Annotated in this window: 25 protein-coding genes and 2 riboswitches; of the genes, 18 read left to right on the top strand and 7 right to left on the bottom strand. The window is 67.2% G+C overall.

What is annotated here, in order from left to right; all coding sequences use genetic code 11:
- From RCH21_RS14395 to RCH21_RS14370, 6 genes are all read left to right on the top strand, one after another.
- On the top strand, positions 1 to 447 hold a 447-nt coding region (locus tag RCH21_RS14395; protein ID WP_326964965.1), incomplete at its 5' end, for a class II fructose-bisphosphate aldolase.
- A gap of 5 nt (positions 448 to 452) precedes the next feature.
- The gene (locus RCH21_RS14390; RefSeq protein ID WP_326964964.1) at positions 453 to 872 is read left to right on the top strand and encodes a DUF3151 domain-containing protein; all 420 of its coding nucleotides are present in this window, start codon (positions 453 to 455) and stop codon (positions 870 to 872) included.
- A 212-nt stretch (positions 873 to 1,084) separates the two neighbouring features.
- Positions 1,085 to 1,288 (top strand): helix-turn-helix domain-containing protein, encoded by a 204-nt coding sequence (locus RCH21_RS14385; protein ID WP_120148927.1) that lies wholly within the window; start codon positions 1,085 to 1,087, stop codon positions 1,286 to 1,288.
- 126 nt (positions 1,289 to 1,414) lie between these two features.
- A complete protein-coding gene (locus tag RCH21_RS14380) occupies positions 1,415 to 1,912 on the top strand; it encodes a DUF2975 domain-containing protein (protein ID WP_326964963.1) in 498 nt (165 codons plus the stop codon).
- A complete protein-coding gene (locus RCH21_RS17200) occupies positions 1,912 to 2,295 on the top strand; it encodes a helix-turn-helix domain-containing protein (RefSeq protein ID WP_442784715.1) in 384 nt (127 codons plus the stop codon). Before RCH21_RS14380 ends, RCH21_RS17200 begins: the two co-directional genes overlap by 1 nt.
- Positions 2,292 to 3,155 carry an oxygenase MpaB family protein gene (locus RCH21_RS14370; RefSeq protein ID WP_326964962.1) on the top strand — a complete coding sequence of 288 codons (864 nt, stop codon included), beginning with the start codon at positions 2,292 to 2,294 and terminating at the stop codon, positions 3,153 to 3,155. The genes RCH21_RS17200 and RCH21_RS14370 overlap by 4 nt, the downstream gene beginning before the upstream one ends.
- Positions 3,156 to 3,387: 232 nt before the next feature.
- On the opposite strand, the gene RCH21_RS14365 is transcribed toward RCH21_RS14370, so the two are convergent.
- Positions 3,388 to 3,993, bottom strand: a complete 606-nt coding sequence (locus tag RCH21_RS14365; RefSeq protein WP_326964961.1) for a hypothetical protein — start codon at positions 3,991 to 3,993, stop codon at positions 3,388 to 3,390.
- Positions 3,994 to 4,224: 231 nt separating this feature from the next.
- Between RCH21_RS14365 and RCH21_RS14360 the strand changes: the two genes are divergently transcribed.
- Positions 4,225 to 5,514, top strand: coding sequence for an adenylosuccinate synthase (locus tag RCH21_RS14360; RefSeq protein ID WP_120148926.1), 1,290 nt, complete (start codon positions 4,225 to 4,227; stop codon positions 5,512 to 5,514).
- Positions 5,515 to 5,595: 81 nt separating this feature from the next.
- Here the strand turns inward: RCH21_RS14360 and RCH21_RS14355 are convergent, their stop codons facing one another.
- Both RCH21_RS14355 and RCH21_RS14350 read right to left on the bottom strand, forming a co-directional pair.
- The gene (locus tag RCH21_RS14355; protein WP_326964960.1) at positions 5,596 to 6,381 is read right to left on the bottom strand and encodes a SurA N-terminal domain-containing protein; all 786 of its coding nucleotides are present in this window, start codon (positions 6,379 to 6,381) and stop codon (positions 5,596 to 5,598) included.
- A 114-nt stretch (positions 6,382 to 6,495) separates the two neighbouring features.
- The gene (locus RCH21_RS14350; protein ID WP_326964959.1) at positions 6,496 to 7,002 is read right to left on the bottom strand and encodes a DUF427 domain-containing protein; all 507 of its coding nucleotides are present in this window, start codon (positions 7,000 to 7,002) and stop codon (positions 6,496 to 6,498) included.
- A gap of 79 nt (positions 7,003 to 7,081) precedes the next feature.
- Here RCH21_RS14350 and RCH21_RS14345 point away from each other — a divergent pair, with 79 nt between their 5' ends.
- From RCH21_RS14345 to mmsB, 8 genes are all read left to right on the top strand, one after another.
- On the top strand, positions 7,082 to 7,888 hold the full coding sequence (locus RCH21_RS14345; RefSeq protein WP_326964958.1) for a carbon-nitrogen hydrolase family protein: 807 nt from the start codon (positions 7,082 to 7,084) through the stop codon (positions 7,886 to 7,888).
- A gap of 4 nt (positions 7,889 to 7,892) precedes the next feature.
- Complete coding sequence (locus RCH21_RS14340) at positions 7,893 to 8,993, top strand: LacI family DNA-binding transcriptional regulator (protein WP_120148597.1); 1,101 nt, start codon at positions 7,893 to 7,895, stop codon at positions 8,991 to 8,993.
- 165 nt (positions 8,994 to 9,158) lie between these two features.
- Positions 9,159 to 10,853, top strand: a complete 1,695-nt coding sequence (gene araB / locus RCH21_RS14335; protein ID WP_326964973.1) for a ribulokinase — start codon at positions 9,159 to 9,161, stop codon at positions 10,851 to 10,853.
- Complete coding sequence (locus RCH21_RS14330) at positions 10,850 to 11,572, top strand: L-ribulose-5-phosphate 4-epimerase (RefSeq protein WP_120148596.1); 723 nt, start codon at positions 10,850 to 10,852, stop codon at positions 11,570 to 11,572. The genes araB and RCH21_RS14330 overlap by 4 nt, the downstream gene beginning before the upstream one ends.
- Complete coding sequence (araA, locus tag RCH21_RS14325; protein WP_326964956.1) at positions 11,569 to 13,083, top strand: L-arabinose isomerase; 1,515 nt, start codon at positions 11,569 to 11,571, stop codon at positions 13,081 to 13,083. The genes RCH21_RS14330 and araA overlap by 4 nt, the downstream gene beginning before the upstream one ends.
- A gap of 58 nt (positions 13,084 to 13,141) precedes the next feature.
- Positions 13,142 to 14,257, top strand: a complete 1,116-nt coding sequence (chvE, locus tag RCH21_RS14320; protein ID WP_120148594.1) for a multiple monosaccharide ABC transporter substrate-binding protein — start codon at positions 13,142 to 13,144, stop codon at positions 14,255 to 14,257.
- A 117-nt stretch (positions 14,258 to 14,374) separates the two neighbouring features.
- Positions 14,375 to 15,904: a multiple monosaccharide ABC transporter ATP-binding protein gene (gene mmsA / locus RCH21_RS14315; protein WP_326964955.1), complete on the top strand. Its 1,530-nt coding sequence runs from the start codon at positions 14,375 to 14,377 to the stop codon at positions 15,902 to 15,904.
- A gap of 4 nt (positions 15,905 to 15,908) precedes the next feature.
- Positions 15,909 to 17,144 carry a multiple monosaccharide ABC transporter permease gene (mmsB, locus tag RCH21_RS14310; RefSeq protein ID WP_326964954.1) on the top strand — a complete coding sequence of 412 codons (1,236 nt, stop codon included), beginning with the start codon at positions 15,909 to 15,911 and terminating at the stop codon, positions 17,142 to 17,144.
- Between the two features lie 178 nt (positions 17,145 to 17,322).
- Here mmsB and RCH21_RS14305 read toward each other — a convergent pair whose 3' ends face one another.
- From RCH21_RS14305 to sfnG, 4 genes are all read right to left on the bottom strand, one after another.
- On the bottom strand, positions 17,323 to 17,943 hold the full coding sequence (locus RCH21_RS14305; protein ID WP_442784714.1) for a PTS sugar transporter subunit IIA: 621 nt from the start codon (positions 17,941 to 17,943) through the stop codon (positions 17,323 to 17,325).
- 142 nt (positions 17,944 to 18,085) lie between these two features.
- Entirely contained in the window at positions 18,086 to 18,586 is a 501-nt protein-coding gene (locus tag RCH21_RS14300) for a CoA-binding protein (RefSeq protein ID WP_120148590.1), read from the bottom strand.
- The gene (locus tag RCH21_RS14295) at positions 18,583 to 19,962 is read right to left on the bottom strand and encodes an O-acetylhomoserine aminocarboxypropyltransferase/cysteine synthase family protein (protein WP_235830637.1); all 1,380 of its coding nucleotides are present in this window, start codon (positions 19,960 to 19,962) and stop codon (positions 18,583 to 18,585) included. The genes RCH21_RS14300 and RCH21_RS14295 overlap by 4 nt, the downstream gene beginning before the upstream one ends.
- Entirely contained in the window at positions 19,962 to 21,140 is a 1,179-nt protein-coding gene (gene sfnG / locus RCH21_RS14290) for a dimethylsulfone monooxygenase SfnG (RefSeq protein ID WP_326964953.1), read from the bottom strand. The genes RCH21_RS14295 and sfnG overlap by 1 nt, the downstream gene beginning before the upstream one ends.
- A riboswitch (SAM riboswitch) is annotated at positions 21,134 to 21,238 on the bottom strand. It overlaps the preceding gene by 7 nt.
- Positions 21,239 to 21,467: 229 nt before the next feature.
- On the opposite strand from sfnG, the gene RCH21_RS14285 reads away from it, so the two are divergent.
- The 3 genes from RCH21_RS14285 to RCH21_RS14275 all read left to right on the top strand — a co-directional run bounded on the left by RCH21_RS14285 (position 21,468) and on the right by RCH21_RS14275 (position 24,252).
- On the top strand, positions 21,468 to 22,727 hold the full coding sequence (locus RCH21_RS14285) for a glycoside hydrolase family 6 protein (protein WP_326964952.1): 1,260 nt from the start codon (positions 21,468 to 21,470) through the stop codon (positions 22,725 to 22,727).
- A 97-nt stretch (positions 22,728 to 22,824) separates the two neighbouring features.
- A complete protein-coding gene (locus RCH21_RS14280; RefSeq protein ID WP_326964951.1) occupies positions 22,825 to 23,052 on the top strand; it encodes a hypothetical protein in 228 nt (75 codons plus the stop codon).
- Positions 23,053 to 23,171: 119 nt separating this feature from the next.
- Positions 23,172 to 23,352: riboswitch (cyclic di-AMP (ydaO/yuaA leader) on the top strand.
- Positions 23,353 to 23,355: 3 nt separating this feature from the next.
- On the top strand, positions 23,356 to 24,252 hold the full coding sequence (locus RCH21_RS14275) for a LysM domain-containing protein (protein WP_326964950.1): 897 nt from the start codon (positions 23,356 to 23,358) through the stop codon (positions 24,250 to 24,252).
- The last annotated feature ends 67 nt before the right edge of the window (positions 24,253 to 24,319 follow it).

Genomic DNA, 24,319 nt, shown 5'->3' with positions numbered 1-24,319 from the left:
GAGGCGCTCGGTGCCGGTGAGCACGGCCGGTACATCACGGCGTTGACGTTCGGGAATGTGCATGGTGTGTACAAGCCCGGTGGGGTGACGTTGCGGCCGGAGATTCTCAAGGACATCCAGGACCAGGTCGGTCGGCGGATCGGGAAGGACAAGCCGTTCGATCTGGTGTTCCATGGCGGGTCGGGGTCCTCGGATCGGGAGATCGCGGACGCTGTTTCCTATGGTGTGATCAAGATGAATATCGATACCGATACCCAGTACGCGTTCACCCGTCCGGTGGTCGATCACATGCTCAGGAATTATGACGGTGTGTTGAAGGTCGATGGTGAGGTCGGTAACAAGAAGGTTTACGACCCACGGGTGTGGGGTGCCTCGGCCGAGGCCGGTCTCGCGGCGCGTATCGTCGAGGCTGCGGTGTCCCTGGGCTCTGCCGGGCAGAAGCTCTGATCCCGGTGGCTGAGGAATTCCGCAGGAACCTGATGGGCCCCGAGCCCACCCTCCTACCGGAGGAATCCGACGTCGTCGCACGCCTGGCAGCAGGAGATGAAGCCCTCGACCTCGCAGCACAGCACCCGACGTCCTCGCTCGTCTGGGCGATCCTCGCTGACGAGGCGTACAGAGAAGGACGGACCATCGAGTCCTACGCGTACGCCCGCACCGGCTACCACCGCGGCCTCGACGCGCTCCGGCGCAGCGGCTGGCGCGGCGCCGGTCCCATCCCGTACGCGCACGAGCCGAACCGCGGCTTCCTCCGCGCGCTGTATGCGCTCGGCCGCGCAGCAGCGTCCATCGGTGAGATCGAGGAGGCCGAGCGCATCGCGGTGTTCCTCAAGGAGTCGGATCCGGAGGCGAGCGCACAGCTGGGGAACTGACATAGCAGAGGTCACCGGGAAGGGCGGGGGATGCGCGAGCACCCCGCCCCTCCGGTCTGTCAGGGGATGGGTCCGTGAGCGCCGTAGCACACCCGAATCGTGACACCGAAAACTATAAACGAGTAGTCGCATTCCTTGTGCAGCTGTTGCCCCTGCGACCAGAGTTAAAGCTTCCACAGAGCGTGGTGAGGCGAATGGGAGCGGTGTTGGCTATGTCAACAGGAGTAAGCACGGGGCAGCTGTATACGGTCGCGGAAGTGGCCGCCATGATGCGGGTGTCGAAGATGACCGTCTACCGGCTGGTGCAATCGGGGACGATCCACAGCATCAGGTTCGGCAGGTCCTACCGGGTCCCGCAAAGCGCCGTGCGCAACTACCTCGACGCGACGAATCCCGGGTCGGACTTCTCAATCTGATGCGAGCGCGGCCAGGTCCGGCCCGTCCCCGGAACCTGGTGGCTGCGGTTACCGTACTATCGACACTCTTGATATGTGTATTGATTAACGATAGCTTCGTATTGACAATCAGTAGAAGGAGCTGTCATGCGCCACCTCACCGTCCTCGCACTGCGCATCGTTCTGTGCCTGATGTTCGCAGGCTCTGTCTTCATCCAGGTAGTGATGCTGTCGCTGCTTCGGCTCGACCTCGACACCGCCGATCCCGACGTCGCCCTGATCAGGACTCCGCTCGTCGTGCTGACGGTGCTCGGGATCCTCGCCCTGCAGGTGGCCGCCATCTGCGTCTGGGGGCTCCTGACCATGGTTCGGCGGGGCACGGTCTTCTCGTCGGATGCCTTCCGCCTGGTGGACATCGTCATCGGGGCCTTCGCTGCCGCCAGCCTGTCCACCTTCGGTCTTGGTGTGGCACTGGCCCCTGGGGAAGCGGTGGCGCCAGGGGTGGTGCTGCTCATCGGGGGAGTCGCGGTCATGATCGCGGCCGTGGCGCTGGTCGTGCTCGTGCTGCGCGCACTGCTCGTCCAGGCCGTAAGGACGGACACCGAGGCCCGTCACCTGCGCACCGAACTCGACGAGGTCATCTGATGCCGATCATCGTCAGGATCGATGTCGAGCTCGCGCGGCGGAAGATGAGCGTGGGGGAGTTCGCGGAGCGGATCGGACTGACGCCCGCGAACGTCGCAGTGCTCAAGAACGGTCGCGCCAAAGCGGTCCGCTTCAGTACCCTCGAGGCCATGTGCAGGGTGCTCGACTGCCAGCCCGGGGACCTGCTGGAGTGGATCGACGACGACGGATCCCCTGCCGGGGAGCGTGCACATCAGGGCGACGCCGTGCAGGCAGACGCCGTGCAGACTTACGGGGGCGAGGCCACTCCGACGCCGCATCCCGACTCCGCCCGTGCTTACGGGGGCAGCGCGGAGTCGCAGAGTGGTGATTCTTCCGCATCCCGTGCCGGAGGTTCCGTGTGAGGAGCCTTGCTCGGTTCTTCCCGGCCGCTCCCGCGCCCGGTACCGCCGGTGACGCGGGTCTCTTCGGCCCGGAATCCACGGCCTGGCAGGTTGCCCGCGAACGGTTGATCGTCGCCGGCGGGCCCGCCGCTCTCCTGCTGCAGATCGCGCATCCGCTCGTCGCGGAGGGCGTGCGTGCGCACAGCGATTTCTCCACCGACCCTCTCCAGCGGCTACGCGGAACGCTCGACGCCGTGCTCACCGTCACCTTCGGCGACCGGGACCAGGTACGTGCTGCGGCCGGCCATGTGGCGCGGAAGCACCGTCCCGTGCACGGTTCCCTGCCCGAGCAGGGAGGTTCCATTCCCGCAGGGACCGCCTACAGTGCCTACGATCCGGAGCTCGCGCTCTGGGTGTTCTCGACGCTGGTGTGGACGGCGATCGAGGTGACGCACGCCTTCCTGCGCCCCCTCGAACCTGCGGAGCGCTCGGCCTACTACCGCGACATGCGGCAGCTGGGCCACGTCTTCGGCGTCCCGGACCCATGTCTGCCCGGCGATTACGAGGCACTTGACCGCTATGTCGCCGAACAGATCGGCGGGACGCTCGCCGTCGGGCCGACTGCGCAGCGGATCGCCCGGCAGATCCTCGCGCCGGATCCGCCGCTCGTCGCGTGGCCGCTGCGGCCTGTTCCTTCCGTCCTGGCCGCGGGCGTCCTTCCGGCCGCACTCCGCGCTGCGTACGGTCTGCCCTGGCGACGGCGGGAACGGGTGGTGTTCGCCGTCGCTCGTCGCGCCGCGCGCGTCGTCGTACCCCTGACTCCAGCCCGGCTGCGGTACTGGCCGCACTACCTCGTAGCTCGCGACCGGATGGGCGTGTAGGCACCGCCTCGACCCCAATCGCTGCACTTGCCGGCGCTGCACTTGCCGGCGCCGCACTTGCCGGCGCTGCAACTGCCGGTGCTGCAACTGCCGGCGCCGCAACCGCCCAAGCGCCCGCGCGACCGCCCAGCCCGCTCAGCTCAGCTGCGCGGGGATGGCGATTTGGGCGGTCCGGGCGAGCGGACGGCCGGCACCCAAAGCCCGGTCAGGGCAGCCAGCCCGGCCAGGGCGGTCAGGCGGCCTCGGGGCGGCGGATCGTCGTCGTCACCGACACCAGCTGCGGGCGCGGCGGGGCGGAGCTGAAGCCGAACCGCACGGGCGGGCTGACAGGCGCGAGCGCGCCGAGGTCGCGTCCCTGCCAGGTCGCCGTCGCCCCGGACACAGCCCGGGCCGATGTCACTCCGTAGTACTCGGTGCGGCCGTGGCCTGCAGAGCCCGCCGTCGCCACGCCCTTCACCAGCAGAGACGCCACCGGGTTGATGAGCGCGAGCCAGCGCGGATGCGTGGCCAGGCGCGACGGGACGAGGCCGAGCAACCGCCCGAGCAGGGTGACCGCGCCGACCTCCGCGAGGACCTGCAGGTCCCCGGCGTCGACGACGAGCCGGTGCGGCGTCAGCGTCGAGGTGATGGGCGACAACACGACGTCGTCGAACGTGTAGGTGGCGCCGACGTAGTCCGCGATCTCCTGCCGGGGCGCCAGCAGGGTGCGTCTGCCCGCGGCGTCCTCCATCATCACGTCGGTGAACGCTCCGAAGGGGGAGGTGTCCCAGCGGCCGATCACGAGACGGGTGCCCGAGGCGGTGCCCATTCCGGCGATGTGTCCTTCGAAGACATCCATGTCCCCATTGTGCACGGAGGTTCGGTGCTACCCGGCAGCCCGGTCGGGCCATCGCAACGGAACCGCAATCGTGCTGCCCGGGCTTTTTCGACGCCCCCTGAGTGCCTCGGCTAAACTCGGACGGTAAGAGCCCCAGTGGCCGCACGGTGTGCGGCCGGTTGGGGCGTTCTGATGCACGGCGTACTTTCCGCGGTTGCGCGGGAGGAACCCGTACCGATGGGGGAGGATCCCATGCCAGCAATCGTCATTGTCGGAGCCCAGTGGGGCGACGAGGGTAAGGGCAAGGCCACTGACCTGCTTGGCGGCCGGGTCGACTACGTCGTGAAGCCGAACGGCGGCAACAACGCCGGGCACACCGTCGTCGTCAACGGCGAGAAGTACGAGCTGAAGCTCCTTCCTGCCGGCATCCTCAGCCCCAACGCCATTCCGATCATCGGCAACGGCTGCGTCATCAACCTCGAAGCCCTCTTCGAGGAGATCGACGGGCTCGAGGCCCGCGGCGCCGATACCTCGAAGCTGCGCGTGTCCGCGAACGCGCACCTCGTGGCGCCGTACCACCAGGTGCTGGACAAGGTCACCGAACGCTTCCTCGGGAAGCGTGCCATCGGCACCACGGGCCGCGGAATCGGCCCCGCCTACATGGACAAGGTGGCCCGCCTCGGACTGCGCGTCCAGGACGTCTTCGACGAGTCGATCCTGCGCCAGAAGGTCGAGGGTTCGCTCAAGCAGAAGAACGAACTGCTCGTGAAGGTGTACAACCGGCGCAACGTCGAGGTCGAGGAGGTCGTGGAGTACTTCCTGTCCTTCGCCGAACGGCTCAAGCCCCTCGTCATCGACTCCACCTTCGTGCTCAACGAGGCGCTCGACGCCGGCAAGGTCGTCCTCATGGAAGGCGGCCAGGCCACCTTCCTCGACGTCGACCACGGCACCTACCCGTTCGTGACGTCGTCGAATCCGACCGCAGGCGGTGCGTCCGTCGGGTCCGGTATCGGCCCCACGCGCATCAGCCGTGCGGTGGGCATCATCAAGGCCTACACGACGCGGGTCGGTGCGGGTCCCTTCCCCACCGAGCTCTTCGACGACATGGGGATGTACCTGCAGACCAAGGGCGGCGAGTTCGGCGTGAACACGGGCCGCCCGCGCCGCTGCGGCTGGTACGACGCCGTGCTGGCGCGCCACGCTTCGCGCGTGAACGGCTTCACGGACTACTTCGTGACGAAGCTCGACGTCCTCACGGGTATCGAGACCATCCCGGTGTGCGTGGCGTACGACGTCGACGGCGTACGCCACGACGAGATGCCCATGACGCAGACCGAGTTCCACCACGCGAAGCCGATTTTCGAGTACTTCGACGGATGGACCGAGGACATCACGGGAGCCCGGACCATCGAGGACCTGCCCGACAACGCACAGACCTACGTGCGTGCGCTGGAGAAGCTGTCCGGTACGCGGTTCTCCGCGATCGGCGTCGGCCCGGACCGCGAGCAGACCATCGTGGTCAACGACCTCATCGGGAGCTGATACCTCCAGGCACAGGAACGGCCCCCACGCCTGGCGAGGGGGCCGTTCCTGTGCCTGCCATCGGGTCGGCAGGCACAGGTACTAGAGGTTGACGGTGATGTCTGCGCCCTCGCGCAGCTCCGCGATCAGGGTCTGCGCGGCAGCCGACAGCTTCTCGCCGGACAGCTGTTCCTCGATCTGCGCACGCACGTCCTCGAGCGGCGGGATGGGCGTTGCGGTTTCGCCGGAGGATTCCTGCTGGGCGACGGCGGCGTCGTAGGTGTCCTGGATCTCCTGGTCGGTAGGCGCGGTATCCCCGGCTTCCTCCGCGATCAGCGCATCCAGTTTCACCTGGTCCGAGAGCTGCTGGTCGAAGGCGGCGTCGTCGAGGCCCTGCTCAGCGAACGCTGCACGCAGCTCTTCCTCCGAGCCGAGCTGGCTGCTCTCCAGCAGCTTGTCGGTCGCGGCGGTGAGGGCCTCGGGACTGGCCTCGATACCCCGCTTCTCCGCCTCCTGCCGCAGCAGTTCGGTGCTGACGAGGTTGTCCGCGACGGTTGTCCTTAGCTGGGCCTGATCGAGTTCCTGCCCGCTCGCCTGTGCGGAGGACGCGGCCTGCTGGAACTGGCCCTCGTAGGTGGTGGTGAAGATGTCGCGGCCGATCTCCGTGCCGTTGACGACGGCGACGACCTCGGGGATGTCCGCGAGGTCCGGCTCAGGGAGGGCTGCGGCGGACTCCGACGCCCCGGCGGCAGGCTCGCTGGCGGCGCTGGACTCCGCGGCGCCGTCCGCAGGGTCTTCCCCGCTGCCGCAGGCGCTCAAGAGGGCGGTCGATCCGATGAACGCGGCAGCGAGTAGCCGCCTTTTCCGTGCTGTGGCTGGGAAGGCCATAGGTGCTGTCCTCAAAGTTGGAGAATGATCAGCCTGCAACTGTAGCAATCGCCAGTGGCAGTTCGCTCGACATTCCCTGTGCGCCCGCTGGATGCGCCGGCAGTGCGGACGGTGTCACCAACCCCACGTACCTGCGCCTCCCTTGAACGGTCCGACGATCGAGGCCATGATCCAGCCACCGTAGAAGTCACCCTCCTGCGCCTTGACCGTCTCGCCGTCCACGGTGCATGCGTCCATCTGGGAGGGGTAGATTGCGGCGCGGGTGGACAGATCCTCGTAGCCGCGGACGGGAGTGGGGTAGGTCCAGGCTCCGCGGGGGCTGCGCGCACCGCCGGTGACGACGTCGAAGTAGCCGGCCGCTCCTTTGAACTCGCAGTGCGTGGTGCCCTCGACCGGAACCAGGACGCCGGGCGCGAAGTCCCTGATCGGCAGGTAGTAGACCGGTGGGTGGCTCGTCTCGAGGACCCGGACCGCCGTGTCGGTCCGGGCGATCAGTTGCCCGCCGAAGCGGACCTCGATGATCGCCGACGTCCGCTCCACGCGTGGCGGCCGGGGGTAGTCCCAGACGGACTCCTGGCCGGGGCCGGGCGTGACGCGCTTGCTCCTCATCGGGTTCTTCATGGAACGAGGGTACTCCGGCGCGCCGGGCAGGAGTCTGTACGCTTGACGGACGGCACGGCGGACAGGTGAGGATGGCAGCATGAAAGTCAGCGTTGGTCAGTTCAAGCCGGGTGGGGACGCCCCGGCAAACCTCGCGGTCATGCGGGAACTTGCAGGGCAGGCGAGTTCCGAGGGCTCCGAGCTGATCGTCTTCCCCGAGGAATCCATGTTCTCGATCGGCAACGTGGAGGGCTCGCTCCAGCAGGCCGTGGAGGACAACTGGACCTCCTTCGTCCAGCAGCTGTCCTTCCTCGCGGCCGAGCACTCCATCGCCGTCGTTGCCGGCGGGTACGAGTCGAGCGGCGAGGAACGGCCCTTCAACACGCTCGTCCTCGTGGACGCCACCGGCCGGATCGTCGACACCTACCGCAAGCTCCACCTCTATGACGCCTTCAGCTACTCCGAGTCCACGCGCATCAAACCGGGCGACGGCGGCATCAAGGTCGCCGACCTCGGCGGGGTCCGGGTGGGGCTCATGACGTGCTACGACATCCGCTTTCCCGAGCAGGCGCGCGCGCTGGTGGATGCCGGTGCAGACCTCCTCTGCGTACCCGCCGCATGGTTCAAAGGCGAGCACAAGATCGACCACTGGGAGACCCTGCTCAAGGCACGCGCCATCGAGAACACGGTCTGGGTGGCCGCGGCCGGAACGTCGAGTGGCCACACGATCGGCCACTCGGCCATCATCGACCCCATGGGTATTCCCCAGGTGCACCTCGAGGACGAGGAGCGCGGGATCGTCACCACGGACGTGACCCGCCGCAGGGTCGACGACGTCCGCGAGTTCCTCCCGGTGCTCCGCAATCGGCGCTTCGCGCGGAACGACACCATTGTCGACTCCCACTGACGCGGTGAACGCCGCGGGCAGCGTTGCCGCGGAGAGCCGGCAGCGGCCCGCGGACCCCGCCCGCGCCGCGAACATCCGCGATGTGGCCCGGCGCGCCGGCGTCTCCCACCAGACTGTCTCCCGCGTCATCAACGGGCACCCGAGCCTCCGGGCCGAGACGCGCGACCGCGTGCTCGCCGCGATGGACGAGCTCAGCTTCCGTCCGAATCGGGCCGCCCGCGCGCTCGTGACCAGCCGGTCCACCACCATCGGCGTGCTCGTGAGCAAGGGTTTCGAATACGGCCCCGCCGCCAGCCTGCAGGCCATCGACAGCGCTGCGCGGGAGGCAGGGTACGGCGTCGACGTCGCGCACCTCGACGACGTCGACGGCGATTCGATCCGCGCGGCCCTCGACCGGCTGCTTGCCCACGGCGTGGACGGGCTCATCATCCTGGCGCCCCAGACCCAGACTCTCGGCGAGATCGAACGGCTGTCGATCACGTTGCCCTTCGTGACGGTCCATTCGGCGAAGGCCCATGACGACCATCGCCTGTCCGTCGACCAGGCAGGCGGAGCGGCTCTTGCCACCCGGCACCTGCTCGAGCTCGGTCACCGACGCATCGTGCACGTGGCCGGTCCGGACGGCTGGTTCGAGACCGAGGCGCGTATCCGGGGATACCGCAGCGAGATGGAGGCCTGGGGATGCACGCCCGAGAATCTTCTGACCGGGGACTGGACGGCCGAGTCGGGTTACAGGGTGGGACTTGGCATGGCACGGGATCCGGGCGTCACCGCGGTGTTCTCCTCGAACGACCAGATGGCACTAGGGCTCTTCCACGCCTTCCGTGAGAACGGGCGCAGGGTGCCTGAGGACATGAGCGTGGTCGGGTTCGACGACGTCCCGGAAGCTCCGCACTACTGGCCGCCGCTCACGACAGTGCGGCAGGACTTCCCGGAGCTGGGCAGACGGTGCGTCGCGAGGTTGCTCGGGCTCATCGGGGACGGAGGAGCGGGGGTGGTGCCGGGCGTCGCCGGCGCCGCGCCCGATGTGATCCCCGAACTCGTCGTCCGCGCGTCGACAGCGGAGGTAGCGGCCGATACGTCCTCGTTACCCGCGGATCATTGACATCGCCCACGGAGGCACGCTTACACTGGTATCTGCAATGTGAACGGTCACATGGATAGTCACGTGATCCGTCCACCACCACTTCGATCCACCAGAGCACTGCTACGCGGTGTCGAGAAGAACAAAGAGGTCCTTCCCTTGAGTGACTCCACCACGGGCGCATCCATGACCGGAGTACCCGCCGGCACCGGATCCACCTACGTCATCGGCGTCGACTACGGCACCCTGTCGGGGCGCGCCGTCGTCGTCCGCGTCTCCGACGGCGCCGAGCTCGGTGCCTCCACGCTCGACTATCCCCACGCCGTCATGGACGCCACGCTGGCGGCCACGGGGGAGCAGCTCCCGCCCGAGTGGGCGCTGCAGGTCCCATCGGACTACGTCGACGTCCTCCGCGTGGCCGTTCCCGCGGCCGTGAGGGATGCGGGCATCGATCCGCAGGACGTCATCGGCATCGCCACCGACTTCACCGCCTGCACCATGGTGCCTACCCTCGCCGACGGCACACCGCTCAACGAGGTGCCCGGGTACGAGGGCCGCCCGCACTCCTACGTGAAGTTGTGGAAGCACCACGCAGCGCAGGGCCAGGCCACCCGCATCAACGAACTGGCCGCCGAGCGCGGTGAGGCCTGGCTGCCCCGCTACGGCGGGCTCATCTCCAGCGAATGGGAGTTCGCGAAGGGACTCCAGCTGCTCGAGGAGGACCGCGAGCTGTACGACCTGATGGAGCACTGGGTCGAGGCCGCCGACTGGATCGTCTGGCAGCTCACGGGCGAGTACGTGCGGAACGCCTGCACCGCCGGGTACAAGGGCATCTACCAGGATGGCGCGTACCCGTCCGACGAGTTCCTCGCGGCCCTCAACCCCGACTTCGCCGGTTTCGCCCGCGAGAAGGTCGCGCACACCATCGGCGCACTCGCGTCGAAGGCGGGATCACTCTCGGAGGAGGCAGCGGCCTGGACGGGACTGCCCGCGGGCATCGCCGTCGCCGTCGGGAACGTCGATGCGCACGTGACAGCCCCCGCAGCACAGGCGACCGATCTCGGTCAGATGGTGGCCATCATGGGCACCTCGACCTGCCACGTCATGAACTCGGACCGGCTGAGTGAGGTGCCCGGCATGTGCGGCGTCGTCGACGGCGGGATCGTCGAGGGCTTCTACGGCTACGAGGCCGGGCAGTCCGGCGTCGGCGACATCTTCGCCTGGTTCGTCGCCAACCAGGTGCCCGGCGAGATCAAGGACGCCGCCACGGCACAGGGCCTGAGCGTGCACGAGTACCTGACCGAACAGGCGCAGGTGGAGCCCGTCGGCGCCCACGGTCTCGTGGCCCTCGACTGGCACTCCGGCAACCGTTCCGTCCTCGTGGACCACGAGCTGTCCGGCACCATCGTGGGCCTGACACTGGCCACCAAGCCGCACGAGGTGTACCGGGCGCTGCTGGAATCGACGGCGTTCGGAACCCGGAAGATCGTCGAGACCTTCAATGCCGCCGGCGTTCCCGTCACCGAGTTCGTCGCCGCAGGCGGACTCATCCGCAATCCCTTCCTGATGCAGGTCTACGCGGACGTCCTCAACATGCCCATCTCGGTGATCGGCAGCTCGCAGGGACCAGCCCTGGGTTCCGCCATCCATGCCGCGGTCGCCGCCGGTGCCTATGACGACATCCACGCGGCCGCCGCCGCGATGGGCCGCCTCGACAGGGCCGCTTACACTCCCGATCCCGAGAGCGCGGCCGCCTATGACGCCCTCTATCGCGAGTACGCCGAACTGCACGACTACTTCGGCCGTGGCGCCAACGACGTCATGCATCGGTTGAAAGCCCTCCGCCGTTCGGCCCGCACACCGCAGGCAGTGTCGGCATGACCGGCGCCACCGCCTTCGGCCCGGAGATCGAAGCCGCGATCGCCGGGGTCCGCAGGGACGTCGCAGCGCTGCACGCGGAACTCGTGCGCTACGGACTCGTCGTCTGGACCGGCGGCAACGTCTCCGGCCGCGTCCCCGGAGCGGACCTGTTCGTCATCAAGCCCTCCGGCGTCAGCTACGACGAGCTGACGCCGGAGAACCAGATCCTGTGCGACCTCGACGGCAACGTCATCGAGGGAACGCCCGGGTCGGACCGGTCGCCGTCGAGTGACACCGCCGCCCACGCCTACGTGTACCGCCACATGCCCGACGTCGGCGGCGTCGTGCACACGCACTCCACCTATGCGGTGGCCTGGGCCGCCCGCGGCGAGGCCATCCCCTGTGTCATCACGGCAATGGCGGACGAGTTCGGCGGGGAGATACCCGTAGGTCCCTTCGCGATCATCGGTGACGACTCGATCGGTCGCGGAATCGTCGAGACGCTGGCGAACCACCGCTCCCGTGGCGTCCTGATGAAGAGCCACGGGCCCTTCACCATCGGCAAGGACGCGAAGGATGCCGTCAAGGCCGCCGTCATGCTCGAGGACGTCGCCCGCACCGTCCACATCTCGCGCCAGCTCGGCGCGCCCGCAGGCATCCAGCCCGAGCACATCGACTCACTGTTCGACCGCTACCAGAACGTGTACGGTCAACCCACGACTCCAGGAGCCCCCGCATGAGCCCCCTCAGCACGACCCTCGATGCCTATGAAGTCTGGTTCCTCACCGGGAGCCAGGACCTCTACGGCGAGGAAACCCTGCAGCAGGTCGCGGAACAGTCCCAGGAGATCGTCCGGATGCTCGGCGAGTCCGGCCTTCCCGTGAAGGTCGTCTGGAAGCCGACGCTCAAGGACTCCGCCTCGATCCGCCGGATGGCGCTCGAGGTCAACGCCGCGGACCAGGCGATCGGCGTGATCGCCTGGATGCACACCTTCAGTCCCGCCAAGATGTGGATCGCGGGCCTCGACGCCCTCCGCAAGCCCCTGCTGCACCTGCACACCCAGATCAACGTCGCCCTGCCGTGGGCCGAGATCGACTTCGACTTCATGAACCTCAACCAGGCCGCGCACGGCGACCGCGAGTTCGGGTACATCCAGTCGCGGCTCGGCGTGCCGCGGAAGACCGTCGTCGGGCACGTCTCGAGCCCCGACGTCTGCGCGAAGGTCGCCACCTGGCAGCGGGCCGCTGCCGGCTGGGCTGCCGTGCACGAACTCAAGGTCGCCCGCTTCGGTGACAACATGCGCAACGTCGCGGTCACCGAGGGTGACAAGACGGAGGCGGAGCTGCGGTTCGGCGTATCGATCAACACCTGGGGCGTCAACGATCTCGTCGCCGCCGTCGAGGCCCAGTCCGAGTCCGACATCGATGCGCTCGTGGCCGAGTACGAGGAGACGTACGACGTCGTCCCCGAACTCCGGCGCGGCGGGAACCGGCACGAGTCGCTGCGCTACGGCGCGCGCCAGGAACTCGGCCTGCTGTCCTTCCTCGAGGAGGGCGGCTTCGGTGCCTTCACCACCAACTTCGAGGACCTGGGCGCGCTCCGCCAGCTGCCAGGCCTCGCCGTCCAGCGGCTCATGGCACGCGGCTACGGCTTCGGTGCCGAGGGCGACTGGAAGACCGCCGTCCTCGTCCGCGCGGCCAAGGTCATGGGTGCAGGACTGCCCGGCGGCGCCTCCCTGATGGAGGATTACACCTACCACCTGGTGCCGGGGGAGGAGAAGATCCTCGGAGCGCACATGCTCGAGATCTGCCCTACCCTGACCACGTCCAAGCCCTCCCTGGAGGTGCACCCGCTCGGAATCGGCGGCAAGGAAGACCCCGTACGGCTCGTGTTCGACACGGACGCCGGTGCCGGCGTCGTCGTCGCGATGTCGGACATGAGGGACCGCTTCCGCCTCACGGCCAACGCCGTCGAGGTCGTCCCGCCCGACGCCCCGCTTCCCAACCTGCCGGTCGCCCGCGCAGTGTGGAAGCCGGAGCCGAGCCTCGAAACGTCCGCAGCGGCCTGGCTCAGTGCCGGCGCCGCGCACCACACCGTCCTCACCACCGCGGTGGGCCTCGAGGTCTTCGAGGACTTCGCGGACATCGCCGAGGTCGAACTGCTGCGGATCGACGCCGATACCAGGCTGCGTGACTTCCAGCGTGAGCTGCGCTGGAACGCCGCCTACTACCGGCTGGCGCAAAAACTGTAAGAGCTCCTCCCCGAAAGCCGGCAACGCTGCCGGAAACCACTCACAAGAAAGTTCCACCATGAATCGGAAATACCTGGCCGGCATCGCGGCCGCCAGCATCCTGACCCTCAGCCTCACCGCCTGCGGTGGGAGCAGGGGCGGCGGCGACGCCGCTGCCGAGGGCGGATCCAATGAAGGTGCAAAGATCGGCGTGGCCATGCCTACGCAGCAGTCCGAGCGCTGGATCGCCGACGGCGAGAACGTCAAGAGCCAGCTCGAGGAGCTCGGCTACGACGTCGACCTCCAGTTCGCGAACGACGACATCCCGACGCAGATCTCGCAGATCGAGAACATGATCAACGGCGGCGTGAAGGCCCTCGTGGTCGCCTCGATCGACGGCACCACGCTGACGAGCGTCCTCGACCAGGCCGAGGCCCAGGACATCCCGGTCATCGCCTACGACCGCCTGATCAACGAGTCGGACACCGTGGACTACTACACGACCTTCGACAACGAGGAAGTCGGCGTCCAGCAGGCCACCTCGCTGCTCACCGGCCTCGGTATCCTCGACGCCGAGGGCAAGGAGACCGGCGAGATGGGTCCGTTCGACGTCGAGCTCTTCGCCGGAAGCCCGGACGACAACAACGCGACGTTCTTCTGGGACGGTGCGATGAAGACGCTCAAGCCGTACCTGGACAGCGGCGTGCTCCGCGTGCCCAGCGGCCAGACGGAGTTCGAGCAGGCAGCGATCCTCCGCTGGCTGCCCGACACCGCCCAGGACCGCATGGAGGACCTCCTCACCGTCGGCGGCGGCGAGCGGCTCGAAGGCGTCCTCTCGCCCTACGACGGTCTCTCCATCGGCATCATCTCGGCCCTGACCTCGGGCGGTTACTCGGCGGACGAACTCCCGGTCGTCACCGGGCAGGACGCCGAGGTGGGCTCGGTGAAGTCCATCGTCGAGGGTGAGCAGTACTCGACGATCTTCAAGGACGTCCGCGAGCTCGGCAAGCAGGCCGTCACCATGGTCGACGCACTGATGAAGGGCGAGGAGCCCGAGGTGAACGACACCGAGACGTACGACAACGGCGTCAAGGTGGTCCCTGCCTACCTGCTCGAGTCGCAGATCGTCACGGTCGACAACTACGAGGCAGCGCTCGTCGAGACCGGCTACTACACCGAGGACGACCTCAAGTAACCGTTCCACAGCACTCCTGATACCTGTGGCTCCGTACCGCTCCGGTCCGGAGCCACAGGCTGCTGTACCTCGCCCGGCCGTCGCCGGGACTTCCACTCAAGTAAGCGAGGCTCGACCATGGCGGAGAACATCCTTCGGATGCGCCGCATCACCAAGACCTTCCCGGGCGTGAAGGCACTGCAGGACGTCAATCTCGACGTCGCACGCGGAGAAGTCCACGCGATCTGCGGAGAGAACGGGGCCGGGAAATCGACCCTCATGAAAGTGCTGTCGGGTGTGTACCCGCACGGCACGTACGACGGCGACATCGAACTCGAGGGTTCCGTCGTCGAATTCAGGGACATCCGCGACAGCGAGCGTGACGGCATCGTCATCATCCACCAGGAGCTCGCCCTCTCACCCTTCCTCTCCGTCGCCGAGAACATCTTCCTCGGCAACGAGCGGGAGAAGCGCGGGTTCATCAACTGGAACGAGACCAACGTGGAGGCAGCCAAGCTCCTGCGCCGTGTGGGCCTCGACCTCAACCCCGTGGTGCGTGCGGGCGATATCGGTGTGGGAAAGCAGCAACTCGTCGAGATCGCCAAGGCACTGTCGAAGAACGTGAAGCTGCTGATTCTCGACGAGCCCACCGCAGCCCTGAACGACGAGGACTCCGCGCACCTCCTCGGGCTGGTGAAGGGACTCCGTGACGAGGGGATCACGTGCATCATCATCAGCCACAAGCTCAACGAGATCCGGGCGATCGCCGACTCCGTGACCATCCTCCGTGACGGCCGCACCATCGAGACGCTGAGTCTCCACGATGGCTCCGTCACCGAGGAGCGCATCATCAAGGGCATGGTGGGCCGGGACATGGAAAGCCGCTATCCGGACCGCACGCCGGTGATCGGCGAGGAAGTGCTCCGCGTCGAGGACTGGACGGTGCATCACCCGCAGGAGGGCTCCCGCGTGGTGGTCGACTCCGCGAACCTCTCGGTCCGTGCCGGTGAGGTCGTCGGTATCGCCGGCCTGATGGGCGCCGGCCGCACCGAGCTCGCCATGAGCATCTTCGGGCGGAGCTACGGTTCACGTATCACCGGCACTCTCTACAAGAACGGAACGCCGATCACGGCGCGCAGCGTCGGGGAGGCGATCCGACACGGTATCGCGTACGCCACGGAGGACCGCAAACGGTACGGCCTGAACCTGATCGACGACATCAAGCGCAATGTCTCCGGTGCGGCCCTCGGCAAACTGGCGAAGCGCGGCTGGGTGGACAGCGGACGCGAGGCCGTCGTCGCCGGCGAGTACCGCCGCTCGATGAACATCAAGGCACCCACCGTCACGGCCATCACCGGCAAGCTCTCCGGCGGTAACCAGCAGAAGGTGGTGCTCTCCAAGTGGATGTTCTCGGACCCCGACGTCCTCATCCTCGACGAGCCCACGCGCGGGATCGACGTCGGTGCCAAATATGAGATCTACACGATCATCAACCGCCTGGCTGCGGAGGGGAAGGCCGTCATCGTCATCTCCTCGGAGTTGCCCGAGCTTCTCGGCATCTGCGACCGCATCTATACCCTCGCCGAAGGCCGCATCACCGCCGAAGTGCCCATCGGGCAGGCGACCCCCGAACTTCTCATGCAGTACATGACCAAGGAAAAGGACTGATTCCATGGCAACCACAGTCAAAGACCCCGCAGTGACCGCACCTCCGCCTCCCGTGAAGCACGGGCTGGCCTTCCTCACGAGCCGGCTGCGTCAGATCGGCATCTTCGTAGCGCTCATCGTCATCGTCGCCCTGTTCCAGGTGCTGACCGGGGGCGCGCTGCTCATGCCGGACAACGTCTCGAACATCATCGTCCAGAACAGCTACATCCTGCTGCTGGCCATCGGCATGGTCATGATCATCGTCGCCGGGCATATCGACCTGTCCGTCGGGTCCGTGGCGGCCTTCGTCGGCGCGATGTCCGGCATCATGATCCAGGACTGGGGCTTCACCTGGTGGGTGGCCTTCATCGCCTCGCTCGTGATCGGCGGGCTCGTCGGCGCCTGGCAGGGCTTCTGGGTGGCCTACGTGGGCATCCCCGCCTTCATCGTGACACTCGCGGGCATGCTCGTGTTCCGTGGACTCACGCAGATCGTGCTCGAGAACCAGCGCATCACCGGGTTCCCCGAGGAGTACCGCCAGCTCGGCGGCGGCTTCCTCTTCCCCGGGCTCTTCCCACCGGAGACGAACCTCCTCGACTGGACCACGGTGGTCCTCGGCGTCGTCGCCGTCGTCCTCCTCGTCGCCAGCCAGCTCCGGGGGCGGGCCACGCGCGCGCGCCTGAAGCTCGAGGACGAGCCCGCGGCCTGGTTCTTCACCAAGCTCGCATTCATCGCCGCCATCATCCTGGGCTTGACCTACCTGCTGGCCGGCTCCCGCAGCGGAACGCCGATCGTCCTCGTGGTCCTCGGCATCCTGATCGTCGCCTACAGCCTGGTCATGAGCAACAGCGTGTTCGGTCGCCACATCTACGCTCGCGGTGGGAACCTGCAGGCCGCACAGCTCTCGGGCGTCAACACGAAGCGCATCGACTTCATGCTCTTCGTGAACATGGGCGTGCTCGCGGCCCTGGCGGGACTCATCTTCACCGGCCGCCTGAACTCGGCCGGCCCGGGTGCAGGCAACCTGTTCGAGCTCGACGCCATCGCGGCGGCGTTCATCGGTGGTGCAGCGGTGACCGGTGGCGTGGGAACCGTGATCGGCGCCATCACCGGCGGTCTCATCATGGGCGTGCTGAACAACGGCATGTCCCTGCTGGGTGTGGGGATCGACGTCCAGCAATTCATCAAGGGCATGGTGCTCCTGCTCGCCGTCGGGTTCGACGTCTTCAACAAGCGCCGCGCCTCCAACGCCCTCAAATAGGCCGGCAGCAGGAAACGAAGAAAGGATGGGCAGGGCGCGACGTCCGCGACCTGCCCATCGATCACCGAACTATGAGCGCCGCTTCGAGGCTCATTCCCCAACGGGCCTCGAAGCGGCCTTCTCATTCCCGCAGCTCTGTGGCGCGAAGAGCCGATCGGGGCTCAGACACCGCAGCGACCTACGCCCCACCCCGGATACCCGGTGGATCCTGTCCAGCAGGCGTAGCCTTCGCATCTCCGGCGGCGGCAACAACGACGGCGGCGGCGGCGGCGGCAGCTCCGGCGACGGATCCACCCTGCGCCACGCCGTCGTTCCTGGCTGCAGCGGCTTCAGCGGTGGCACCGGCTCCGACGCCCAGGGCTCCCTCGACGAGCCGCACGACATCCTCGCTGGTTTCGGCAGCCCTCAGGGAGGCGGTGAAGTCCTTCCGGATGAGCGATCGCGCGAGCTTCGAGAGCACCTTCAGGTGCTCCGCGTCGGTGCCGGGTGACCCGGCGATGAAGAACACGAGGTCAGCTGGGCCGTCCTTGGCACCGAAGTCGACGGCGGGGGACAACCGTGCCACGGCGAGCGTCGGGACGAGCACGGCTTTCGACCGGCAATGGGGGAGGGCGATTCCCCCAGGGATTCCTGTCGCGGTTCTCTCCTCACGTGCCAGGGCATCGGCGTAGAGGCCGTCCGCCTTGCTGGCGCGTCCCTGTCCCGCGACCTGTTCAGCGAAGTAGCGGATCACCGAGGACCGGTCTGTGCCTACATTCGCATCCAGGGTGACAAGCTCCGGAGTGATGAGATCGGACATTGGACTTCCTCCTGTGCAAAGGGTGTTGCCTGGGGTGCGTCCGCTACGGCCTGGACGGCCGGCACCTACCGTCGTCGCGTCCCCTGCTGCCGGTCGAACAGTCGCATCCGTCGCTGATGCCGAGGGACCTGACGAAGAAGCCCTACGAGGTGATCTGCCGCTTCGAGGAGATGATACCCGTGTTGAACCCCGCCAGGTTGAGCCCGCCGTGGAACCGCGCATGCTCGATCTTGATACACCGGTCCATCACGACGTTCAGGCCGGCTGCTTCGGCGTCCCGCGCCACGTCCTCGTGCCAGGAACCGAGCTGCAGCCAGAGCGTTTTCGCGCCGACGTCGAGCGTCTCCTTCAGGACGGAGGGGAGGTCGTCGTGCTTGCGGAACACGTCGACGACATCGGGAACCTCGGGCAGGTCCTCGAGGGACGGGTAAGCCGGCTGCCCGAGGATCTCCTTGGCCACCGGATTCACGAAGTAGAGGCGGTACGGGGAACTCGACTGGAGGTAGGTGGCCACGAAGTAGGACGCGCGCGACGGCTTGTCCGACGCCCCGACGATCGCGACGGACCGCGCGTTCCTGAGGAGCGCGAGGCGTTCGGGTGCCGACGGGCCTTCCCAGGTACGTTCCGGTGCAGTACTGCTCATGCTCCCACTCCTACCGCGCGCGTTGCCGAGGCGTCGTCGTCGTTTCCTCCGGCGGACTCCTGCGGGAGGTCGTCGAAGGCTTCGTCGGAGGCGTCGAAGGCGAGGTCGAGCGCCTGGTCGAGATCCCAAAGGATGTCACCGAGGTCCTCCAGCCCCACGGAGATGCGCACGAGGTCCTCGGGTACGCCGGCCGCGACGAGCTGCTCGGCGGAGAGCTGCTGGTGCGTCGTCGAGCCCGGATGGATCACGAGGGTGCGCGAATCACCCACGTTCGCGAGGTGTGAGGCGAGTTGCAGCGACTCGATGAATTTCTGCCCGGCCTTGCGTCCGCCCTTGATGCCGAAGCTGAACACGGACCCGGGGCCCTGGGGCAGGTATTTCTTCGCGCGCTCGTGGTGCACGTGCGTGGGCAGGCCCGCGTAGTTGACGTACTCCACGCGGGGGTCGGCCTGCAGCCACTCCGCCACGGCCTGGGCGTTCTCGAGGTGTTCGTCCAAACGCTGGGCCAGGGTCTCCACACCCTGCAGCAGCTGGAATGCGGACATGGGCGAGAGCGACGGCCCGATGTCGCGGAGCTGCTCGGTCCGGAGCTTCGTCAGGAAGCCGTACTCACCGAAGTTCGCCCACCACTGGATGTTGCCGTAGGAGGGCACGGGCTCGGTCATCATGGGGAACTTGCCGTTTCCCCAGTCGAACCTGCCGCTCTCCACGATCACGCCGCCCAGGGTGGTGCCATGCCCACCGATGAACTTGGTGGCGGAGTGGATGACGATGTCCGCGCCGTGCTCGATCGGCCGCACGAGGTACGGCGTGCTGAGCGTGGAATCGACGATGAACGGGACGCCGGCGTCGTGGGCCACTTTCGCCAGACCTGCGAGGTCCGCGATCTCCCCCGAGGGGTTCGCAATGACCTCGGCGTAGACGGCCTTGGTGTTCTCGCGGATGGCGGCTGCATAGTCGGCGGGATCGGTGCCGGGAACGAAGGTGGTCTCGATGCCGAAGCGCCGCAGCGTCACGTCGAGCTGCGTCACGGTCCCGCCATAGAGCTGTGAGGCCGCAACGATGTGGTCGCCGGCCTGGCACAGCGCAGCGAAGGTGAGGAACTCCGCGCTCATGCCCGACGCCGTCGCTACCGCGCCGATGCCGCCTTCCAGCGATGCGATGCGCTCCTCGAAAGCCGCCACCGTGGGATTACCGATGCGCGAGTAGATGTTGCCGTACTTCTGCAGCGCGAAGAGGTTTGCGGCGTCGTTCGTGTCCTTGAAGACGAACGACGTCGTCTGGTAGATCGGGACGGCTCGGGCGCCATGGGTGGCGTCAGGGGTGCCACCGGCGTGCAGTGCACGCGTGCGGAAACCGAAGGAGCGTTCTGCCATCAGACACCTGCCTTGCTGGGGAGGGTACCGGCGAGGGTCTCGCCCGGATCGAAGTCGACGCCTGCCTTGCGTGCCGCATCCGCTTCGAGTTCACGCACGATCGGCAGGATGTCGGTGCCGAAAGCCGTGACCTCCTCCTGGAAGTGCAGGTAGCAGGTGAGGAACAAATTGACGCCGATCTTCTTGTACTCGACGATCCGCTCGGCAATCTGCTCCGGGGTACCGATGAGCTGGGTCTTGAAGCCGTCGTTGTACTGCACGAGGTCCTCGAACGAGGAGTCCGCCCACATGCCCTTGCCATCCTTCGTGGAGGCGCCGGCTTCCTGCACCGCGTCACGGAAACCCTCGACCGCGGGCCGGTGCGCCTTCTCGACGATCTCGCGCAGCGTGTCGCGGGCCTCCTTCTCGGAGTCGCGGGCGATCACGAAGCCGTTGAGTCCGTAGCGGGGGCGCCGACCCACTTCGGCCGCGGACGCCTGGACGCCGGCGATATTCTCCTTGAAACCCTCGAGGTCCTTGCCGTTCGAGAAGTACCAGTCAGCGACGCGCCCGGCAGTAGCCTGCGCCGCCGTCGAGTTGCCACCGAAGAAGACTTCCGGATGCGGGCGTCCCGGAACATCCACGGGAGCGGGGCTCAACGTGAAGTTGTTGATGTTGTAGTACTTGCCGGACTGGGTGTAGCCCTGCTCGGTCCACAGTCCGCGCAGGATCCGGATGAATTCCTCGGTGCGGACATAGCGCTCGTCGTGCTCGAGCCACTCGAGGCCGAAATTGACGAACTCGTCCTTGAGCCAGCCGGAGACGATATTGACAGCGGCGCGGCCGTTCGAGATGTGGTCCGCGGTGATGATGAATTTTGCCAGCACGCCGGGGTGCCACATGCCGGGATGGACGGCGGCGATGACCTTGAGCTTCTCGGTCGCAGCCAGGAGGGCGAGCGAGAAACTCGTGGCCTCATGCTGCTTGTCCGCGCCGTAGGAGGCGGCGTATCGAGTCTGCGAAAGGGCGTACTCGAAGCCGGCGTCCTCCGCGATGCGCGCGAGCTTCTTGTTGTAGTCGAAGTCCCAGCTCGTGCGCTGCTCGATGGTCGAGACCACCAGGCCGCCACTGACGTTGGGAACCCAATAGGCGAATTTCAGGGGGGTGGAAAGGTCGGCGACGCTCATTATCTCCTCCATCGTCCTGGCAGTAGCACCCTCATGTCGCCGTTCGATGGCGGCAGCCAGGGTTGCTGCGGCTTCATGGAGCCAGGTCTCTCAGCCGCTCGGGATGGTCGGTTCGAGTCTGACACCGGGACTCTGCAGAACCAAACAATGTGTCCCCGTATGAGGCGCCGCCGAGCTGGCTTCCAGCCGTACCGGGAGTCTTGACAAAGTTGGGGACAACAACAAAGACTGGCCGTGGGAGCGCTTCCACGGCGGGTGGAGGTCGCTACCGATCGGGCTTCCACGCCACCATCCACAGTATGAGGAGCAATGATGCTCAGCATTTCCAGGACCTGCGCCATGACGCTTGCACTTGCAGGAGTCCTCGCCTCCACCGCCCTGTCGGCAATCCCGGCCGCAGCACAGGGCCCCACGGGCGGGCAGCCGACGTCGGGGGAGCCGACCGCCACCGAGTTCTACGTCCCCAAGCAGAACCACTACCACGAGGCACAGCGCCAGATCGCGGACCTGCGGTCCTCGGGTGACCGGGCGGCGGCCGACAGCCTCAGCGCGATGATCTCCACGCCCCAGGCCGTCTGGGTCACCGGCAGCGATCCGACGACGGTGACGCAGGAGGTCAGGAACACCACGCACCGCGCCGCGGGCAAGGGGCAGGTGCCTGTACTGGCCGCCTACAACCTCCCGTTCCGGGACTGCTCGCAGTACTCCGCCGGTGGCGCAACGGACGTCGCCGGGTACAAGGCATGGGTCGATGCGCTCGCCGCGGGAATCCAGGACAGGGCGGCCATGGTGGTGCTCGAACCGGACGGACTGGGCATCATCCCCTGGTACACGGCACTGGACGGCAATCTCGAGTGGTGCCAGCCGGCGGAAGCGAATTCCGCGACTGCCGCCGCCGAGCGCTTCGAGATGCTCAACTACGCGGTGGACCAGCTCAAGGCCCTCCCCAACACCAAGGTCTATCTCGACGGGACGCACAGTGCCTGGCTGGGGACGGGTGAGATCTCGAGCCGGCTCGTGAAGGCCGGTGTCCAGAAGGCCGACGGCTTCTTCCTCAACGTCTCGAACTACGAGCTCACCGAGCGGCAGCTGAAGTTCGGCTCGTGGGTCTCGCAGTGCATCTACTACGCGACGGAGATCAAACCGGGCGCCTACGGATCCTGCGCAAGCCAGTATTACCCGGCTTCGCCCTCCGACTTCTCCACCTGGGGTCTGACCGACGCCTGGTATGCACAGAACGTGGGCGCTGCCGCCAATGCCCCGTCCTCCGATGAGCTCGCGCACTTCGTCATCGACACGAGCCGCAACGGCCGGGGCCCCTGGGTTCCCTCGGCCTCCTACCCCGACCCCCAGGTCTGGTGCAATCCGCCGAGCCGCGGGCTCGGCTACCTGCCGACGTCCGACACCGGCAATGAGCTCGCCGACGCCTTCCTGTGGATCAAGGTCCCGGGTGAGTCGGACGGAGAATGCAGCCGTGGTCTGACGGACAACGATGGAGTCGATCCCGAGTGGGGCCGCGTCGATCCTTCGGCCGGCGCCTGGTTCCCCGAGCAGGCCGTGGACCTGATCGCCAACGCAAGCGCACCCGTGCGCCCCTAGCTGCCAGGTCCACGACGTTTCTCTCGGAAAGGTTTGGGCGGCCCCACTCGCATCCAGCGAGTGGGGCTGCATGCTTTCCGGCGCCTAGGGTTGAGCCATGGAGGAATGGAAGACGGCGACTCGCCTGCAGGAGCGCAGGCTGTGGAACACCCTGACCTGCGTGGGCGTCGTCCTGACCCTCGTTCTCGCCGCCAGTATCCTCGTGGCGATCCGATACTCGGATGATCAGCCGACGGTCTGGTTCCTGGTGCAGCAGGCGGTCCTGCTCGCCCTCAGTTCCGGCGGCACCGTCGTCGCGATCCGTCGGTGGCGTGCCCACGTCTAGGGGCAGGGTAACCTCCGTTATGCAAATGTGACAAACCGGCGGAACGCTGGCTATCGTCGTCGGGTGCCCCCGTCCACGTGGGGTGCTCCCGTATGGATTGCCGAGCCCTGCCGCCGATCGGGATACGTTCGCAAACACGAAGGCAGGGACGGGGGAACCACTAGTTCCACCGGGCGCGCAGATCATCTGCAGGCGTCCTCGGGGTTAAGCCGCACCGCACCGCCCACCGGCGGTGCCCGCGGCCGGGTGACTCCCATCCGAACCCGACAGCTCACCCCGCAGGCATGGGAGAGGTATAGATCCATGTCACGAATCACTTCACCTGCACGCCACCGCGCCGTTATCGAGGGCAACCTCGCTCTGCAGGGGCTGTCCCGTGCAGCAAAGAACCACGCCACTACCGTCGGCCGTCCCGTTGCCATCGTTGCCGTCACCTCGGGCCTCGCGCTCAGCGCCGTCGGTACCGCCAACGCCGGTGAGTACACCGGTCAGGACACGACGGCGGCATCCGTGGCCGTCCAGGCTCCCGCCGCAGCGGTTGCACCCGTTGCAGAGACAGCCGTTGCACCGGCAGCCGGCGCAACCCACACCGTCGTCGCCGGTGACACACTCGGTGCCATCGCGGCCAGCTACGGCGCGGACCTCAACACCCTGATCGGTGCCAACGGGCTCTCAATAGCTTCGGTCATCTTCCCGGGCGACACCATCACCATCCCTACCGGTGACGTGGCCCAAGCGCCCGCAGCAGCCGTGTCGGTGCCCGTAGCCATCCCGGCGGCTCCGGTCCAGCAGGCCGCAGCCGTCGCCCCGGCGCCGGCCGTGTCCGCAGCTCCGGAGTCGGGCATGTACCTCGCCTCCGCCGACATCACCCCGGTGGCATCAGCCAGCGGAGCCGCCGGAACCCTCGTGGCTTCCGCGCAGTCGCAGATCGGAGCAACCCAGGACTGCACCGTGCTGGTCGAGAATGCCCTGAACGCCGCGGGAATCCCCGCAGGTGACCTCGGCCCCTCGCAGTTCTTCCAGTTCGGTTCCACCGTGGCCTCCCCGGCCCCGGGCGACATCGTGATCACCTCCGGGCACGTCGCTATCTACGTCGGTGACGGCCAGGTCATCAGCAGCGGCATGAACGGTGCGAACTCGACCATGCAGCACCCCCTCTCGGACCTCGCGGGAGCATCCTTCGTTCGGGTAGCGGGCTAACACCGGAACGGACCACTGACGGGGAGCGGCAGGCGCTTGGACGGGGCGCCTGCCGCTTCCTTCCGTT

It is taken from the genome of Arthrobacter sp. PL16 (assembly GCF_035985055.1).
Classification (GTDB): Bacteria; Actinomycetota; Actinomycetes; order Actinomycetales; family Micrococcaceae; genus Arthrobacter_D; species Arthrobacter_D cheniae.
This window is presented reverse-complemented; position numbering and strand designations above follow the sequence as displayed.